Genomic DNA, 16,066 nt, shown 5'->3' with positions numbered 1-16,066 from the left:
GGTAATAAGAACAAAAATGAAGAATTTTCACTATTTAACCCCATCTATATTTTCAATTAATCTGGTAACCAAGATACTTTCATCAAGTGTATTATTGACCCAAGTTACTGCGCTGTCATTTATATTTATGTCGCCTGATAAATAGCTTCTTTTTAATTTAACTATGTTGTTTAATACATCTTGGAAATCAGGCCTTACATTAATTGTATGCTCATGGGGAAAAGTGTAAATAACATAGCAACCATTGGCTAATGCTTCTCTAACAGTTCCGCCCATCGCATCATGTTCAACAACCCTTAAGACCACGATGCTTTCAGCATAAAGTTTTGTTGTATCAGTAACCCAACCCAAAAACGTTAGATTTTTTAGATGCTCTTTAACCCACCCCCCATTACCACCCATTACTTTAAAGGCTACATCTGGTAACGCTTTTGCCAATTGGATCACTGTTTCGCCATGATAATTACTATAATTAGAGTCTGGTATATAAGTTAACACTTCAAACTTTTCCCGTTTTCTAAAAGAGCACGGCTTTTTTAAATCCACAGGAAAGGGAAGAAACTTAGCACTAATACCAATACTCTCTAACTCATCTACTAGCCATGGCGCAGCTGTAATATGTGAAAACCTCTTACCAGCAAATACTTTTAACATAGAAGAGCTATAAAAAGAGCTTTCAACTGCTTTTTGTGTTCTTTGAATGTCAGAGCCTGTCCAATAAACAACAACTTTTTTATTTTTTATTAATGAAAAGGCAAAACAGTATAAATCTAGTAAAATGCAATGTAGTTTTAAGATACCTACTCTGTAACCTACACGAATTAAAGTATCACTTTTAAAATGAAGAAGCTTAAACACAGCCGAAAGTGATACGTACTCTAAGTAATTAGATTGTATACCAAAGCGGTTAAAACTATCAGAAAGCCATTTTGGCCAATTTTTTGAACCTATTATAAAATATGACATGATAAAACCAGATAAAGTATATAACAACGTTTAAAGAAGAGATTAATAGTAGATGATGCTTTTCCAAACCGTAAAAAAAAGAAGTGATAGACACAGAAAAAAGCAGTAGACACTTTAAAAAGCATCTAATAAATATAAAAATAGATACATCAAAATAATACAAAATACGCCAAAGAGTACTAAAATAAAGCAGTGATGTCAAAAGAACGTATGCCTTAAGAGTAATAAATTCATCAGAAAATAAAAGCCCTAAACAAATGGCTAAAACTTTAATTCCAATATCTAAAAAAGTTATACACAACCCTGTCTTTTGCTTATTACAATAAAAAAGCATTGAAGATAATGGTGTAACAAAAGCCCAAAACATCATAACTAAAGATAACAATCTACCCACTGAGCCAATCTCTTGCCAAGTACTTCCAAACAAGGTTGTAAAAAGTAAGTCGGCGTTAACGAATACATATAAGTACACAGCGACTGACATAATTGTAATGTGTTTGAGGTATAAAACTAATATATTTTTTGACTCACCTTTAGATTTACAGTTATTTACTTCACTTAATAATGTATCACTAATAGGTTTAGATACTAAAGAAACAGGCATAGAGAGCGTTTTAAAAACGAAAAAATACATAGCTACAAAGTAAGCAGATAAATAGAAATTAAATAGAAAAACGTTTAAGTGTATTGCAAGTGCCCCTAACAAGGCAGTAAGAAAAAACACTTTATATTTATTAAGTAGCTCTATTGTAAATATTAAATCACTATTTATAGCGCTTTCATCCCTTAGATAATCAAAACTACTCGGCTTAACAAAATAGATAAAAAAAATGGCTAAAACAATCAGCCTCGAAAATATTTCAATCCAAATTAATTGTTCACTAATATTAATAAAGTAGGAAAGAAACACTAAGGCAAAAAAAACACCACCTTGGCCAAGCCTGGAAAAAAAAACTAAATTCAAATGGTTTTTTTTCAAAGACAAGTAATAAAAAAAGCTACTAACAGAAACTATCCAGCCAGAGAGAACACTGTATACATATACATTTGAAGCAAAAAAAATGGTAGCAATAAGGATAATACTAAATATTACACTCGATAATACAACACCACCAAAAAAAAGAGATTTATAATTTTTTACCTGTAACAGATGCAAATCAAGTCTGCCAGTAAAAAAAATGGCCAAGACGCTAAACAAAGAAACAAAAAATATATAGTTGCCAAGTGCCTCTTCTGAAAATAGTCTTGATATAACAGGCATAGTCAAAAATTGAACTAAAGCTAGAAACGCACTCCCTCCTAATAACTTTAAAACTTTATTCATAAACCGGCTTTTTAGGTAAAATAGCTGTTATAATTAGCCCCATGAATACATAGATTACAGGTATAATCACCAACCAAAGTGCGTTTGACAAGGCTGCCGATTCCACTTTTGGAACTATAAAAAAGAACCTGAACAATAAAGCTGAATATATAATCAGAGCAATGTAAGTTCCCTTCGTAAAACAAAGTTTATAAATCAAGGAAAATACACCTCCTAAAAAGAAAGAAGCAAAAACTCCTACAACAGGGCCAAAGTTCGCGTATAACTCTCCCATAATAGTAGGTGGGATACCTCCTACATTTGATGGATACCACTTGTCACTTATAGAGTGACCGAGATACTCAATCTCCACGTTAGGTATAAACGCATAACTCCAGTAAATAAATGATTCACCATAAAGGTAATCTTCATAATTACCATAATAAAAAATAACCGTTGATAGAGCAGGAATATTTGGGATATTTCCTTTACCAATAATTAAGTGCGCAACATCTCCAAGTAAAGTACCTATGCTAGCAAGCCACTCAGTCATACCCCAACCACCAGAGTCTATATATGATTGGTTGCTTGCTATTCTCAAAACATACAAAGAGACGCAAAGAAAAGTACCAATTGATACTGCAAATGGTAAATAATTGATAAATTTATTTCTTAATTGCTCTGTGGATAAAAAATAAAAGAAAACAAAAACAGTTGCCATAGTAGAAAGCGTATTAAAAATACGCCCTGTTGATATAAATAACATAAACGTGAAGAAACACATCAAATAAAAAGAGAGCCCGAGGCTAACATTAATTCTCTTTGCTTTAATTATGTATAAAAACACAGCACCTAGTAAAAACTGATAACCTAAAATAGTATAACCATCAATATCATCAGCTCTATGATTTCTTGCACCAAAATCTAGTAATAATTGAAATACATTCCCGCTGTTATAACTAATACTATTGTAAATAAAATTCACAGCCCCAAGAGCAATACCTGCGTAGATCAAGATTGACAATACTCTAGAGTCTATATTTCTTATTACCCCTTCATTAAAATTAATTTTTACCTTATGACTTCCTCTTACATAGAAGTATCCAATGGAAAATAATAAATATGAAAATATCAAGTATACTAATGAGTAATTGAGAAGGTTAATAGCATCACCTTCATTAAATAAATTGTGCTCAGCAAACTCAAATCTTGTAGAAATTAGATATATTGAATTAACGGATAACAAACTAAACATTGCAGAGAACCATACCCAAGGCTCAAAAGGACATAGGCTTTTTCGGTATATAACGTAAAACTTGAAAACCAAAAAATTTAAAGTTATCGTTAAAAATATGGGCAGGGAATACGCCGCATTTCCTAGAAAAAAAAGTGGAAGCAGCGTAAAGCAAAACAGCAAAACAGCCATAATTATAAAGTGAGACCTTTAAAATCATACAAATATTTACCGTCAGGTAACTTCAAACAAATATCAATTAATTCTGAATGCCCAACGGCAAGAATAAAAGAGTCATATTCGTTCACATTAAATGTTTCTAATATGTTAACTTCATATTCTTTATATACATCCTCAGAATCTGCCCATGGGTCAATTATCTCTACACTTAATGACAAGTCAGTTAAAGCTAAGTACAAATCGTATACCTTGGTATTCCTTATATCTGGGCAGTTTTCTTTAAAAGTAAAACCTAGCAAAGCAACTTTACAATCAACTGGGTTTATTTTCTTTTTAATTAATTTCTTTAAAAAATCCTGTGCAATATAAGTTGGCATAAAGTCGTTAATTTCACGGGCTTTACGCATTAAATCTGGAACATAGCCTGATGTTTGTGATTTATGAAGTAAATAGTATGGATCAACACCTATACAGTGACCACCAACCAGACCTGGTTGTAGCTTCATGAAGTTCCATTTTGTTCCTGCAGCCTCTATTACTTCTTTAGTGTTAATTCCCAGTTTTTCAAATATCTGATGTAACTCATTCACTAAAGCAATATTAACGTCACGCTGAACATTTTCAATCACTTTTGACGCTTCCGCTACCTTTATTGAACTTGCTTTATGTGTACCAGCAATAATAATTGATTTATAAAGTTGATCTACTTTCTCAGCAATTTCAGGAGTAGATCCTGAAGTTACTTTTAAGATATTAGTTACACGTCGTTCTTTATCACCTGGGTTAATACGCTCTGGTGAATAGCCGGCAAAAAAGTCTTGATTAAACTTAAGGCCTGACACTCGTTCAACTACAGGCAAGCATTCTTCTTCTGTCGCACCTGGGTATACAGTTGACTCATAAATAATAATGTCGCCCTTTTTAACCACTTTACCTAGCATTTCGCTGGCTTTAATAAGCGGCGTTAAATCAGGTTGTTTATGTTCATCAATAGGGGTTGGTACGGTGACAATATACACATTACAGCTTTCAAGGTCTGATACTGTACAAGAATAATTTAAATGCGGAGATTCTTTAAGCTCTTCGTCGCTTACTTCAAGTGTAGAATCGTGGCCCGATTGTAGTTGCGCAATTCGGCCTTGATTTATATCGAAACCTAAAACCGGGAATTTTTTACCGAATTCAACTGCTAATGGGAGGCCTACGTAGCCTAAACCTATGATGCCAATCTTTAGGTCCGTTAATGAATCGTGCATTTTTAATACTCTCTTGATGTTAAATTTAAATTACTATCAGCTATCAGCTATCAGCTATCAGCTATCAGCTATCAGCTATCAGCTATCAGCTATCAGCTATCAGGGTAACGCTACTGTGTTGCATTACGGTGTCAAATTTTAGGTTCTAGGTTAATCAGTTTTAAGGTAGAAGGTTAAAGTCTTTCGCGGCTAAAGCCCGCTCCTACGTTTTAAGACATAGGTGCTAGATTTTAGGATCTAGGTCCTAGCTCCTTTTGCCTTTCACCTAGTACCTTTAATCTTCGAGCCCTCTGTGGTGAACCTTCCTATTTTTCGGGCTAAAGCCCGACCAACATAAACCATTTACACAAAAATAAGTGAGCGAGGGTAAACGAGAAGAGATTAACGTATGCTTTACAACTTCTCTTAACGCAATGCCGCTCTTAGCTTATTTGTGTATATTCTTAATTACAACTGCGCGGCATAAAGCTTCGCTTACATTTGAAACCAAAGGTTTTAGGTTTTAGGTTTTAGCCCCTAGGTCCTAGTTACTAAATAACTTAAACCTTTCGCGGCTAAAGCCGACTCCTACGTTTTAAGACATAGGTGCGAGGTTTTAGGTTCTAGTCACTATCCTAGAACCTTTTACCTTTTTGTCGCGATATAAAATCGCTGCTACGTTTGAAACCAAAGGCGCTAGGAGCTAGAACCTAGTTCCTTTAATCTTTTACCTTTTTGTCGCGGGGTAAACCCGCTGCTACTTTTTATTTATCACTTTTATATTCGTAGTTGTAGTAACCGTAATAGCCGTAGGCATTACTGGCTTTTTTAACCACACCGTTGAACACTACACCTTTAACGTCAGTGCCGTTTTGTTCAAAGCGGTTACGGGTCAGCTCTATTTCTTTAATATGGTTTTGGCCAAAGCGGGTTACTAACAAGGTAGTACCGGTGTGGGCGCTAACAATTGCTGGGTCGGTTACCGCTAAAATAGGTGGCGTATCTACAATTACTATATCGTATGCTGCGCTTACCTCTGCAACTAACTTACTAAAGTTGCTGTGCATTAATAGCTCTGATGGATTTGGTGGTATTTGCCCGCGGGTAATTACGCTTAACCCGTCAACTGCGGTTGGCTTAGTTACTTGTTCAAGGTTTAACCGCCCTGATAAGTAATCACTTAGGCCATCGTCCCATTTTATGCCAAACTGGGTTTGTAGGTAACCTTTTCGCATATCGGCATCGATGATCAGTACTTTTTTACCACTTTGTGCCAATACCGCCGCTAAATTAACTGATACAAATGATTTACCTACACCTGGGCTTGGGCCTGAAATGGCAATTAGGTTATTTTTAGCTTCCATCATCGCAAAGTGTAGGCTAGTACGTAAGCTGCGCAAAGCCTCAATTGATAAATCGGCTGGGTTATCAAGGGCTAATATTGATTTAGCTTTATTATTACCTTTACGGGCTTTACCAAACCCAGTGAGTTTTTCTTGATAATCTGAATACGGGACGCTGGCGTAAACAGGTAGGCCAATTGCTTCAATGTCGTTGGCATCTTCAACGCCTTTATGCATGGCTTTTTGTACCAATACAATGGCCACAGCTAACATGCCACCCAGCATTGTCGCCATCACCACAATTAAGGCTTTTTTAGGCTTCACTGGCTTTGAAGTATTAACCTCGGCGTAGTCAATAACGCGTACATTACCAACAGTGCCAGCGCGTACTATATCGAGCTCTTGGGTTTTGCTAAGTAGTAACGTATAAATTTGGTTGCTTACTTCAACATCGCGCCTTAAACGCAGCAGCTCTTGTTGCGTCTCTGGTAGGTTACCTACCTCGCCAACTAGTGCTTTTTTCTGCTCATTAACCGCACTAATTTGCTCAATTAAACCTTGGTAACTTGGGTGGTCTTTTTTAAACTTACGGCCTAATTCTAAGCGTTTTAGCTCAAGTTCTTGTAGTTTAGTTTCAAGCTTAACTACTTGCTCAAGCACTCCCTGAGTTTCAAGGGTAATATTGATTGACTGACGCTGTATTTGGTAGTCGTTAAAGCGTTGCTCGGCAAATTCTAGCTGCTTTTTGATCTCTGGTAGCTGTACTTCTAAAAACTCAAGGGATTTTTGCGCTTCAGCACTGTTGCGCTCAACATTACGGCGTACATAAATACCCGCTACTTTATCGAGTACTTTTTCAGCGTAATGTGGTTTTTCGCTTTGCAGGCTTAAATTAATAATGCCTGAGTCTTTACCCTTTTCACTGGCGCCAATAGCAGCTTGTAAATCTAAAATGGTATTTAGGCGGTCTTTACGTAGTATTGTAAACTCAGTTCCCACACGGGCATTTAAACTACGAACTGTTAAGTTAAATTTACCATTGGTGAGTTCTTGGCCAACTTTACCTGTTAATATTTGCTCGCCTTCGCCATTTAATAACGATAGATTATTATTTTCTTCAGCTATTAATGTAAACCCTGTACCAATCGCAGAACGTGGTACATCAAACCTAAATACATCAATACTTTCACCACCCCATGCGTATGAACTAGCACCAAAGCTAGGCTCTGCTAATTCACCTGCATTCATCGGGCTGAAATTACGAAACGCACGACTACCAATAAGTGGGAATAATTTTGGCTCAGCTATTACATCAAGCTTTAATGTATCAACCGCTTCACCAATTACTGAACGTGATTTAAGTAGCTCAATTTCTGTAACTGCGGCTGAGGTACTTTCAAACATACCTGCCATGTCATCAAAACCAGGGACTGAGCCGCCACTTTCTTCAACTTGGATCATGGCCGTCGCTTGGTATACCGGGGTCGAAAACACCGCGTAAATTACACCAATAGCCATAAATGCTGCTGTTAAGGCAATTATAAAATATTTACGATCAATTAATGCGCCTAACAGCGCCATTAAATCTATTTCTTGGCTTGCTTGTGTTTCATTATTTTGTTTGTTTGCTGCTAACGCAGTGGGCTGAGCATTCATGTACTAGCCTATCCTTATAAATACTTTTGCCAAGCGCTACAGGCGCTGTCGATTAATGCATAAACGTGTTCAAACGCTTCAAGACTCTGCCTATATGGATCTGGCACTTCTTTATCGCCCAACCATTTACCGAGTAAAAAGGTTTTACCGCGTGCTTCTGGGTAGCGACTACAAAGGTCAGTTAAGTGGCGTTGTTCCATCACTAAAATAACACTATTTTGTGCAACTAGACTTGATGTTAACTGCCTAGCTTTATGCTCCTCCATAGTGATACCGTGCGGCGCCGCAACTTGCTTTGCAGTTGCATCAGCAGCTTTACCTTCAAGAGCCGTTAAACCAGCCGAAGATACTTTAATATTTTTACCCACTAATTTACTTTTTAATACGTATTCAGCTGTTGGGCTGCGGCAAATATTACCTGCACACACCACTAAGATAGAATCAAACATCGTAATCCTTAGTTTGTTGCAGCTAGGTCATCAATTGAATCAACCGTCGCGATTGACGGTAGTAATAAGCTTATTACGCGGTTCCAACGAGCAAGTGGTGCTGATGTTACATATACAATATCATGCGGTTGTAGTTCAAATTGCTCGGCTAATACTAACGCTGCTACATTTTTTGCATGCAACTGATATACATCGGCAATTACACCGTCGGTTTCTAAATTACGTTTACGTAGTACAAACACACCATTTGCATCGGCGGTGTTTTCGTTTAAACCACCAGCATCGCTAAGCGCTTGCGCCAAGTTTAAACCGTAACGATTAACCCCCACTGTACCTGCGCGTTTAACATCGCCCAATACAAACACTTTTTGTAAATCATTACGATTTACGTGCACTATATCGCCGTGTTGTAGTAAACGATTTTGTGAAATATCACCATGGGCATAAAAGTCATCAAGTTTAATAATTTCGGTTTTATCACCACGGGTAAAAGTAACGGTACGCCAATCAGCCGCCGCGGTTAAACCACCGGCTTGGTTTAAGGCATCAATCAATGTAAGTGGAGTTTCAGTTACTGGGTACACACCTGGTTTGGTAACCTCACCTGTTACGTATGCTTTTTGGCTTCTAAAACCAACAATTTTTATATCAACTTGCGGATCTTCAATTACGCGACTTAAACGCTTAACTAACTCTGCATGTATCTGTTGTACAGTTTTACCTGCTGCTTGAATATTTGGTGCATAGGCATAGGTAATTGTACCGTCTGCTTGCACACGGAAACCGTCAAATTCAGCGGTACGCTGAACAGCTGCTGGTATGGTTAATTCTGGATGATCCCATACACCAATGGTAAGTACGTCACCTACTCCGAGTTTGTATTCATAATCACTAACATTTAAACCATCAAGGCTCGAAGGTGGCTTCGTTTTTTTACGCGCTTGGTTTTGCAGGCTAATTAAAGATGAGTCAATAATTTGAATATTTACTTTTTCAAGGTCTTGTTCTAGGTTTTTTGTTTGTTCACCCGATTCGATTCCTTCGAAATGGCTACCGGGGATGATTGTACAACCTGTCATTGTTAGCAACGTGAGTGATGCTACAAGTGTTTTACAGCTTAGCGCCATTGTTAATTCCCAAATAATATTAAATTCTAAAACTTTCAGCTTATTTTAAATAATTTGCTGTTATTTTTGCTGGCTAATTAAAGCATGGCTACCCTTGCTTCGCAAGGTTGACTGCACGTTTAGTGTGCAAGCAGTTAACTTTTTTGTTAATTTAGTGTTCTAGGTTCTAGGTTCTAGGTTCTAGGTTCTAGGTTCTAGGTTCTAGGTTCTAGGTTCTAGGTTCTAGGTTCTAGGTTCTAGGTTCTAGGTTCTAGGTTCTAGGTTCTAGGTTCTAGGTTCTAGGTTCTAGGTTCTAGGTTCTAGGTTCTAGGTTCTAGGTTCTAGGTTCATCAATATTGTAATTAGGCTCTGTCTCTTTAATACAACCTTTTCTGATTTTAATTAATGACGCTAGCATCGCTGCAACCTCTTTCGCTTCAGTGGCAAGCCACTCGCCTACATGTGATTAATTAAACACCGAGAATAACCTTAACCCCGTAGGCGTTAAGCTTGCTGACACACAAACACCGCACTGTATTTAAAACACGGTGGAAAGCCACTCACCTATGTTAAGGCTCTAGCACCTAGTCACTTCCCTAGAACCTATCTCTTTAGACACGCTTCCGCCCCTAGGTTGCAGTTCCTACGTTCTGGTCAGTTTAATTCAAATTGTAAAATTCAGGTTCTAGGTTCATCAGTTTTAACGCAAAAGATGAAAGGTCAAATCTTTCGCGGCTAAAGCCGATTCCTACGATAAATTTAAATCCTGTAGGAAATGGCTTTAGCCATGAATTTTATAAACAGCGCGGTATAAAGCTCCACCTACACTTTAAAACATAGGTGCTAGGTTTTAGGCTCTAGGTCCTAGTCACTTACCTAGCACCTAGTACCTTTGTCTTCCTAGCACCTTTAATCTTTCTTTTTCTCTTAAGCGCAGCGCCTCTTAACCTCTTTGTGAATAAATCACTTAAAATCTTTCGCGGCTAAAGCCGGCTCCTACATTTGGAACCACAGGTACTAGGTTTTAGGAGCTAGATCCTAGTACCTTTGTTTTCCTAGTGCCTTTAACCTTTAACTTTTAACCTACTTTTCTTACGTCGCAGTTATCTACGCTCATTTCTATTTGTTTATTGAGTAGGTTGACTAACAATATACTGCGCATGTCGCCCTCAGGCTCTTTAAATATTGCTTGTACGTCTTTAAATGAACCATTATTTAGGCACACTAAATCACCGGGTTGCGGTAAATTATTACTATCTTGAGCTAGCTCGAAATTTTTTAATTCTTTGATAAGTTGTGCAGGTACTAATTGATACGATGCACCATACGACACAAAACCACTGATACCACGGGTATTTTTTACCGCAGCAAAGTTGCCTGTGTGGGGATTTAAGCGAACAAATAAATAATTAGGAAACACAGCAGATTGTTTAACAATACGACGACCGTTAATTAGCTGTTGTTTTTGTAGCTGAGGAAAAAAAGCTTCAATCCCTTGGTTTTGCAAATTAACTTGGGCGCGTGCTTCTTGCCTCGATTTACAAAATAATAAGTACCAACTATCCATATCAATCCCTAAAATAGTGACTTTTCGTCTAAGAAACGCAGATTCTTATTTCAGACGCGGGGGATTATACGTGCTACTTTAGGGTAGTGTCTATAAAAACCCCATTAAAACTTTTCAAGTTTAATGGGGTTCTAAAGATATTATAGCGATTATTAAAAAACAAATATTAATTGAAGTACTTTATTCACAATATTAACAGCAGAGAGTTGCTTATCGCTTTCTACATAACACCTTAATTCTGGTGCATTTCCTGACGGGCGAAGATGAATTATGTCCCCATTAGTGAATGTTACTCTGAGTCCATCAATAGTGTTTACGCTTGCAACAGCGCTATACCCTAATAATGCAAAAAGCGCCAATGGGTCTGCCGTTAAAGTGTGAATTAACTTATCACTTTTATCTCTTGAAAAGTTTTGTAGGCGATCACTTGCAGTATATCTTGCTGGCAATTGTGCAACCAACTCTGATACTGCGCTTTTTTGTGTTAGCACTGCAAATGCTGGCAGCAGCGCATCTCTCGTAGGTAAAGCTTTTAATGTACCATTGCCAACTTCCATATCTGTCGCAAGTAAATACCCACCATTTGCTTCAAAACCTGCCACACTAGCATTGCACTCTGCTAGTCTTTCAAATTCAGCAATCACATAAGGTGAACCAATTTTTGTTCGAGTGACTGATTTAAAGCTGCTAGATTCTTCGATTGCTGTATTGCAACTAACAGGAATAGCTAAAGCCTCAACCTGTAATAATTGACTGCAAAGCAATCCTAAAACATCACCGCGCAACCAATTGCCTTTCTCATCGGCAATTAATGGACGGTCACCATCACCATCAGTGGAAAAAATAGCATCGAAACCATATAAAGAAGACCAATCCAGTGCTTTTTGCTGATCTGCCGCAGATACGGCTTCTGTATCTATGGGAACAAAAGTATCTGTTCGCTCAAGACTGGTAACTTCAGCCCCTAATAATTCAAATAATTGCTTATAAATATCGCGACCGGCACTTGAGTGCTCGTAGATACCTATTTTTTTCCCTTTTAAGGCATCAACACTAAATAAGTTTGAATAGCGTTTTATATACGCTTCAGTAGCACTGTTATCAATGTTTAGAGGCGCTAGCATAGATTCAATTGAGGTAAAGTTTGCAGGCGAACTAACAATTGCGAGTTCATCATCTTTGCTAATTTCGCCATCAGGTCGATAAAACTTTAAGCCATTGCGGTCAAATGGGATATGGCTACCAGTAACCATAATTGCTGGCATGCCATCTTGCATTGCTTTATATGCCAGCGCTGGTGTAGGGATAACTCCATAGTAAACAGCTTCAATATCAAACTGCTTTAATACAGCTGCGCACGCCTGGGCCATTAAATAGCTACTGGGTCGGTTATCTATTGCAATTGCTAAGCGGTTAAAGCTAGAGCCTGCTTTTACAGCATCCAAGAATGCGACTGTAAATGCAGCGCACACATCAGCTGAAAAGTCTTTAACTAAGCCTCTCGCTCCACTTGTTCCGAATGAAACACCACTTTGCGCAATAACTTGATTCGCTAGCATCGACTAATTATTCCCTATTCGGCCATAACGATCTTCAAACCGTACAATATCATCTTCACCTAAATATGAGCCCGACTGAACCTCAATAAGTTCTAGGTCAACTTTTCCGGGGTTTTCCAAGGCATGAACTGCAGTAATTGGAATATAAACCGACTCATTTTCTGTAACAAACTGTTCAGTATCATCAATTTGTACTTTAGCTGTACCAGAGACAACTATCCAATGCTCTGCTCTGTGATGATGCATTTGCACAGATAATTTGGCGCCAGGCTTTACAGTAATACGTTTAACTTGGAATCGCTCACCACTATCAACTGAGTCATACTTACCCCAAGGACGGTAAACCTCACGATGGAATGTAACTTCTGAGCGCTGCTCTGCTTTTAACTGGTTCACAATTGCTTTTACTTCTTGTGATTTATCTTTATGGGCAACTAAAACGGCGTCTTTAGTGTTAATAATAACTAAATTTTCTATCCCTACAGTGGCTATTAACTTATCTTCACCAAATACAAGGGTATTTTTAGTATCAACTGCTTTCACATCACCTGAAAATGCATTGCCATTTTCATCCTGCTTTGATACTTCCCAAAGTGCCGAAAAGCCACCTACATCACTCCAGCCTGCATCTAGGGGAACAACAACCGCATCACTTGTGTGTTCCATTACCGCGTAATCAATCGATTCATCTGGGCACGCTTCAAATGCCTCTCTATCTACCCTTACAAAATCTAAATCGCTATTTTGCATTTGCATCGCGTTTGCGCACGCTTCATAAATATCAGGGCGATATGTCTTCAGCTCATCTAAATAACGACTCGCTTTAAATAAAAACATCCCGCTATTCCAATAATACTCACCACTTTCTATATATTGCTTGGCTGTAGCTGAGTCCGGCTTTTCTACGAAAGCATCAACAACAAAACCGGTATCTAGTGCCAAGCCACGTTTGATATATCCATACCCTGTTTCTGGCTTATCTCCAACAATACCAAAAGTCACCAATTTACCATGCTCAGCAAGTTCAGTAGCTTCTATTACAGCTCGGTGAAAAGCCTGCTGATCTTCAATAACATGGTCAGCGGCTAAAACAAGTAGCAGCGGATCTTGGTTATTCTCTAACGCTTTAAATGCTGCTAAAGCAATAGCTGGGGCAGTGTTACGCCCTACAGGCTCTAAAAATATTCCACTGTGTTCAACGTCTAATTGGCGTAATTGTTCAGCTGCAATAAAGCGATGTTCTTCGTTGCAAATCAGCATAGCTGGATTGTGGTCAATACCATTTAGTCTGCCGATTGTCTGCTGTAGCATTGTTTGGTTACCAATAAGTTTTAAAAACTGTTTTGGGTAGTTTCCTCTAGAAAGAGGCCATAAACGAGTACCGGAACCACCGGCCATAATTACTGGTAAAATCATATAAGTCCTATATGTAGCAATATCTTAAATTTTCGATGCTATTTATGTAGTTACAAGTCATGTTCTTAATAAATGAGAATGATATAAGTACAACTTGCTTTAAATTCTAACCCAAGCTTGTTCTTCAAAATCATATTTTTTTATGACTTTGGCTGGATTTCCAGCTACCACTGAATAGTCTGGGATATTTTTAGTTACAACCGAGTTGGCACCAATAATACAGTTTCGTCCTACACTAACCCCAGGTGCAATATGAGCCCCAAAACCTATAAATGTTGAATCGCCAATACTAACAGGAAATGGGTCATGTGAAATTCGCTCACCAATTTTTTGCTCGTTATGTATATCCTCATAAGGGTGAACCACATCAACTATTGAACAATGCCCAGCTATTGAGACATTATTACCTATCTTAATAGAGATGTGCCCAATGATGTGTACATTTTGTTCTATATTGACATTATTACCGATTGAAATTACGAGATCTTTGGCTGGCTGTACTACCTCTAACCTTAACCCTTTTCTTAGTGAGCAATTTTTACCAATGGTAATATGTTGAGTATTAGCTAGTAGGTATGGTTTATATATCGTTGTTTTTTTCCCAATACTTTGGAAGAAAAAACTATAAAAGACCCTAGTTATAATTCTGCTGAGTAATTTTTTTAATAAATTTAGAGCATTCATGATACTTTTAGCCATTCCTTAGTTTCAAGGCAAAAGGTTTTGATCAGCTTTGCAGGATTTCCTGAAATCATGCTGTAATCTGGGAAAGATTTTGTAACTATCGATCCTGCACCAATGACACAATGCTTACCTATTTTTATTCCAGGTAAAATTGTCACGCCAAACCCAACGAATGAACTTTCTCCGATAAACACTGGGCCTTTATCCGTCCATGCCTGCTCCATAATTGGACCTTTTAAAGGATCTAAACCATGGGCTAAAGTAGAAATGTATACATAGTCACTCAACACAACATTTTTAGAAAGGTGGATTCCTGATGCTGTATGTAAGTTAAAATAGCGTCCGATATATACATTGTCTTCAATTTTAATTTTATCTAAATAAACTCCACTTATATTTGTAGTGATGAATGTACCACCGAAATGAAGATTTGCACTAGGAGCTATTTCTACCTTACTTTTATTAAAATACTTATACCTAATATTAGCCAGAAGCTTTCGAATATTCATTATACACCTTATAGACATTCTGATTAAGTTACTTAGCTTTGCGTAGTAAGCACCTTTTTAAAATTAGTAATCATTTGCGTCAAATCAGTTAAAACATTACAAGGCTCAAAACTAAACTCACTTTTAATAGCTGTAATATCTATCTCAGAAAACTTATCAGTACACTCATTTTCATGCCAAATCACAGAACAACCAGTTTCTAATTCAAGTAACTTTGCGATTTCCAGAGCTGATGTATTTTCACCGGAGGCAATGTTATAAATAATTTTTGACGGACTAGGCTTCTCCGCTATTTTACAAGTTATGTCTGCAACATCAGTGACAGATACATAGTCTTTGGCGTATTCCGGTGTGACAAACATATCTACTTTACCGTGATTTAACGCATTTCGTGTTATTGCGGGTAAAAACAAAGGACTATCTAAAGCAACCCCATAGACATTGCTTGGTCTAATAATATAAACGTTACGGCCGCTTTTCTTACAAAGCTCTTCAGCAGTTAACTTAGTTAGATTAAACAACCTGCGGCTATCATCATAACTTACTGTTAAATTTGAATTTTCATTACTTTCAATTTGATTCATATAAACACGTGTTGATGAAATATAAAGTAATTTTTCAAATTTTGATTTCTGTAAAATATTTGCTAAAAGGGATAAATTGGCTTCAAATACTGAAAAAGGAGCATTTTGGCAATCTCCGCTTCCTGCACAATATATTACGATGCCTAGCTCTTTAGTAAATATAGAGGAATCCCCTCTTTGAGGTATGAACACTTCATGGTTTTTAGCTTTTAATTGCTGAACAATCTCACTACCAATAAAACCTCTGCCGCCAAAAATTGTATATAAAGACATTA

General features: G+C 37.4%; 13 protein-coding genes. All 13 read right to left on the bottom strand.

All coding sequences use genetic code 11. The annotated features are described in order from the left end of the window. Positions 1-30 precede the first annotated feature (30 nt). Entirely contained in the window at positions 31-966 is a 936-nt protein-coding gene (locus ACMVDV_RS15980) for a hypothetical protein (protein WP_416158776.1), read from the bottom strand. Further along, on the bottom strand, positions 917-2,290 hold the full coding sequence (locus ACMVDV_RS15975) for a lipopolysaccharide biosynthesis protein (RefSeq protein ID WP_416158775.1): 1,374 nt from the start codon (positions 2,288-2,290) through the stop codon (positions 917-919). The genes ACMVDV_RS15980 and ACMVDV_RS15975 overlap by 50 nt, the downstream gene beginning before the upstream one ends. Next, complete coding sequence (locus ACMVDV_RS15970) at positions 2,283-3,524, bottom strand: O-antigen polymerase (RefSeq protein ID WP_416158774.1); 1,242 nt, start codon at positions 3,522-3,524, stop codon at positions 2,283-2,285. The genes ACMVDV_RS15975 and ACMVDV_RS15970 overlap by 8 nt, the downstream gene beginning before the upstream one ends. A 173-nt stretch (positions 3,525-3,697) precedes the next feature. Next, a complete protein-coding gene (locus tag ACMVDV_RS15965; RefSeq protein WP_416158773.1) occupies positions 3,698-4,939 on the bottom strand; it encodes a nucleotide sugar dehydrogenase in 1,242 nt (413 codons plus the stop codon). A 743-nt stretch (positions 4,940-5,682) separates the two neighbouring features. Then, positions 5,683-7,917 (bottom strand): polysaccharide biosynthesis tyrosine autokinase, encoded by a 2,235-nt coding sequence (locus tag ACMVDV_RS15960; protein WP_416158772.1) that lies wholly within the window; start codon positions 7,915-7,917, stop codon positions 5,683-5,685. A 14-nt stretch (positions 7,918-7,931) separates the two neighbouring features. Further along, entirely contained in the window at positions 7,932-8,366 is a 435-nt protein-coding gene (locus tag ACMVDV_RS15955) for a low molecular weight protein-tyrosine-phosphatase (protein ID WP_416158771.1), read from the bottom strand. 8 nt (positions 8,367-8,374) lie between these two features. Continuing rightward, positions 8,375-9,493, bottom strand: coding sequence for a polysaccharide export protein (locus ACMVDV_RS15950; RefSeq protein ID WP_416158770.1), 1,119 nt, complete (start codon positions 9,491-9,493; stop codon positions 8,375-8,377). 1,057 nt (positions 9,494-10,550) lie between these two features. Further along, positions 10,551-11,039, bottom strand: a complete 489-nt coding sequence (gene rfaH, locus ACMVDV_RS15945; RefSeq protein ID WP_416158769.1) for a transcription/translation regulatory transformer protein RfaH — start codon at positions 11,037-11,039, stop codon at positions 10,551-10,553. 152 nt (positions 11,040-11,191) lie between these two features. Further along, on the bottom strand, positions 11,192-12,598 hold the full coding sequence (locus tag ACMVDV_RS15940; RefSeq protein WP_416158768.1) for a phosphomannomutase: 1,407 nt from the start codon (positions 12,596-12,598) through the stop codon (positions 11,192-11,194). A gap of 3 nt (positions 12,599-12,601) precedes the next feature. Then, positions 12,602-14,014: a mannose-1-phosphate guanylyltransferase/mannose-6-phosphate isomerase gene (locus ACMVDV_RS15935; protein WP_416158767.1), complete on the bottom strand. Its 1,413-nt coding sequence runs from the start codon at positions 14,012-14,014 to the stop codon at positions 12,602-12,604. Positions 14,015-14,113: 99 nt separating this feature from the next. After that, positions 14,114-14,713 carry an acyltransferase gene (locus ACMVDV_RS15930; RefSeq protein WP_416158766.1) on the bottom strand — a complete coding sequence of 200 codons (600 nt, stop codon included), beginning with the start codon at positions 14,711-14,713 and terminating at the stop codon, positions 14,114-14,116. Further along, on the bottom strand, positions 14,695-15,207 hold the full coding sequence (locus tag ACMVDV_RS15925; RefSeq protein ID WP_416158765.1) for an acyltransferase: 513 nt from the start codon (positions 15,205-15,207) through the stop codon (positions 14,695-14,697). Before ACMVDV_RS15925 ends, ACMVDV_RS15930 begins: the two co-directional genes overlap by 19 nt. A 32-nt stretch (positions 15,208-15,239) precedes the next feature. Continuing rightward, positions 15,240-16,064, bottom strand: coding sequence for an NAD-dependent epimerase/dehydratase family protein (locus ACMVDV_RS15920; RefSeq protein WP_416158764.1), 825 nt, complete (start codon positions 16,062-16,064; stop codon positions 15,240-15,242). Between the last annotated feature and the right edge of the window lie 2 nt (positions 16,065-16,066).

It is taken from the genome of Pseudoalteromonas sp. ASV78 (genome assembly GCF_047806705.1).
Lineage (GTDB): Bacteria > Pseudomonadota > Gammaproteobacteria > Enterobacterales > Alteromonadaceae > Pseudoalteromonas > Pseudoalteromonas prydzensis_A.
Note: the sequence above shows the minus strand (reverse complement) of the source record. Positions and strands in the feature narration are given on the sequence as shown.

Bases quoted from the DNA above. Each gene is read 5' to 3' on its own strand.
- ACMVDV_RS15980 (WP_416158776.1), bottom strand. From the start codon at position 966: ATGTCATATTTTATAATAGGTTCAAAAAATTGGCCAAAATGGCTTTCT.
- ACMVDV_RS15975 (WP_416158775.1), bottom strand. From the start codon at position 2,290: ATGAATAAAGTTTTAAAGTTATTAGGAGGGAGTGCGTTTCTAGCTTTA.
- ACMVDV_RS15970 (WP_416158774.1), bottom strand. From the start codon at position 3,524: ATGTTTAGTTTGTTATCCGTTAATTCAATATATCTAATTTCTACAAGA.
- ACMVDV_RS15965 (WP_416158773.1), bottom strand. From the start codon at position 4,939: ATGCACGATTCATTAACGGACCTAAAGATTGGCATCATAGGTTTAGGC.
- ACMVDV_RS15960 (WP_416158772.1), bottom strand. From the start codon at position 7,917: ATGAATGCTCAGCCCACTGCGTTAGCAGCAAACAAACAAAATAATGAA.
- ACMVDV_RS15955 (WP_416158771.1), bottom strand. From the start codon at position 8,366: ATGTTTGATTCTATCTTAGTGGTGTGTGCAGGTAATATTTGCCGCAGC.
- ACMVDV_RS15950 (WP_416158770.1), bottom strand. From the start codon at position 9,493: ATGGCGCTAAGCTGTAAAACACTTGTAGCATCACTCACGTTGCTAACA.
- rfaH (WP_416158769.1), bottom strand. From the start codon at position 11,039: ATGGATAGTTGGTACTTATTATTTTGTAAATCGAGGCAAGAAGCACGC.
- ACMVDV_RS15940 (WP_416158768.1), bottom strand. From the start codon at position 12,598: ATGCTAGCGAATCAAGTTATTGCGCAAAGTGGTGTTTCATTCGGAACA.
- ACMVDV_RS15935 (WP_416158767.1), bottom strand. From the start codon at position 14,014: ATGATTTTACCAGTAATTATGGCCGGTGGTTCCGGTACTCGTTTATGG.
- ACMVDV_RS15930 (WP_416158766.1), bottom strand. From the start codon at position 14,713: ATGGCTAAAAGTATCATGAATGCTCTAAATTTATTAAAAAAATTACTC.
- ACMVDV_RS15925 (WP_416158765.1), bottom strand. From the start codon at position 15,207: ATGAATATTCGAAAGCTTCTGGCTAATATTAGGTATAAGTATTTTAAT.
- ACMVDV_RS15920 (WP_416158764.1), bottom strand. From the start codon at position 16,064: ATGTCTTTATATACAATTTTTGGCGGCAGAGGTTTTATTGGTAGTGAG.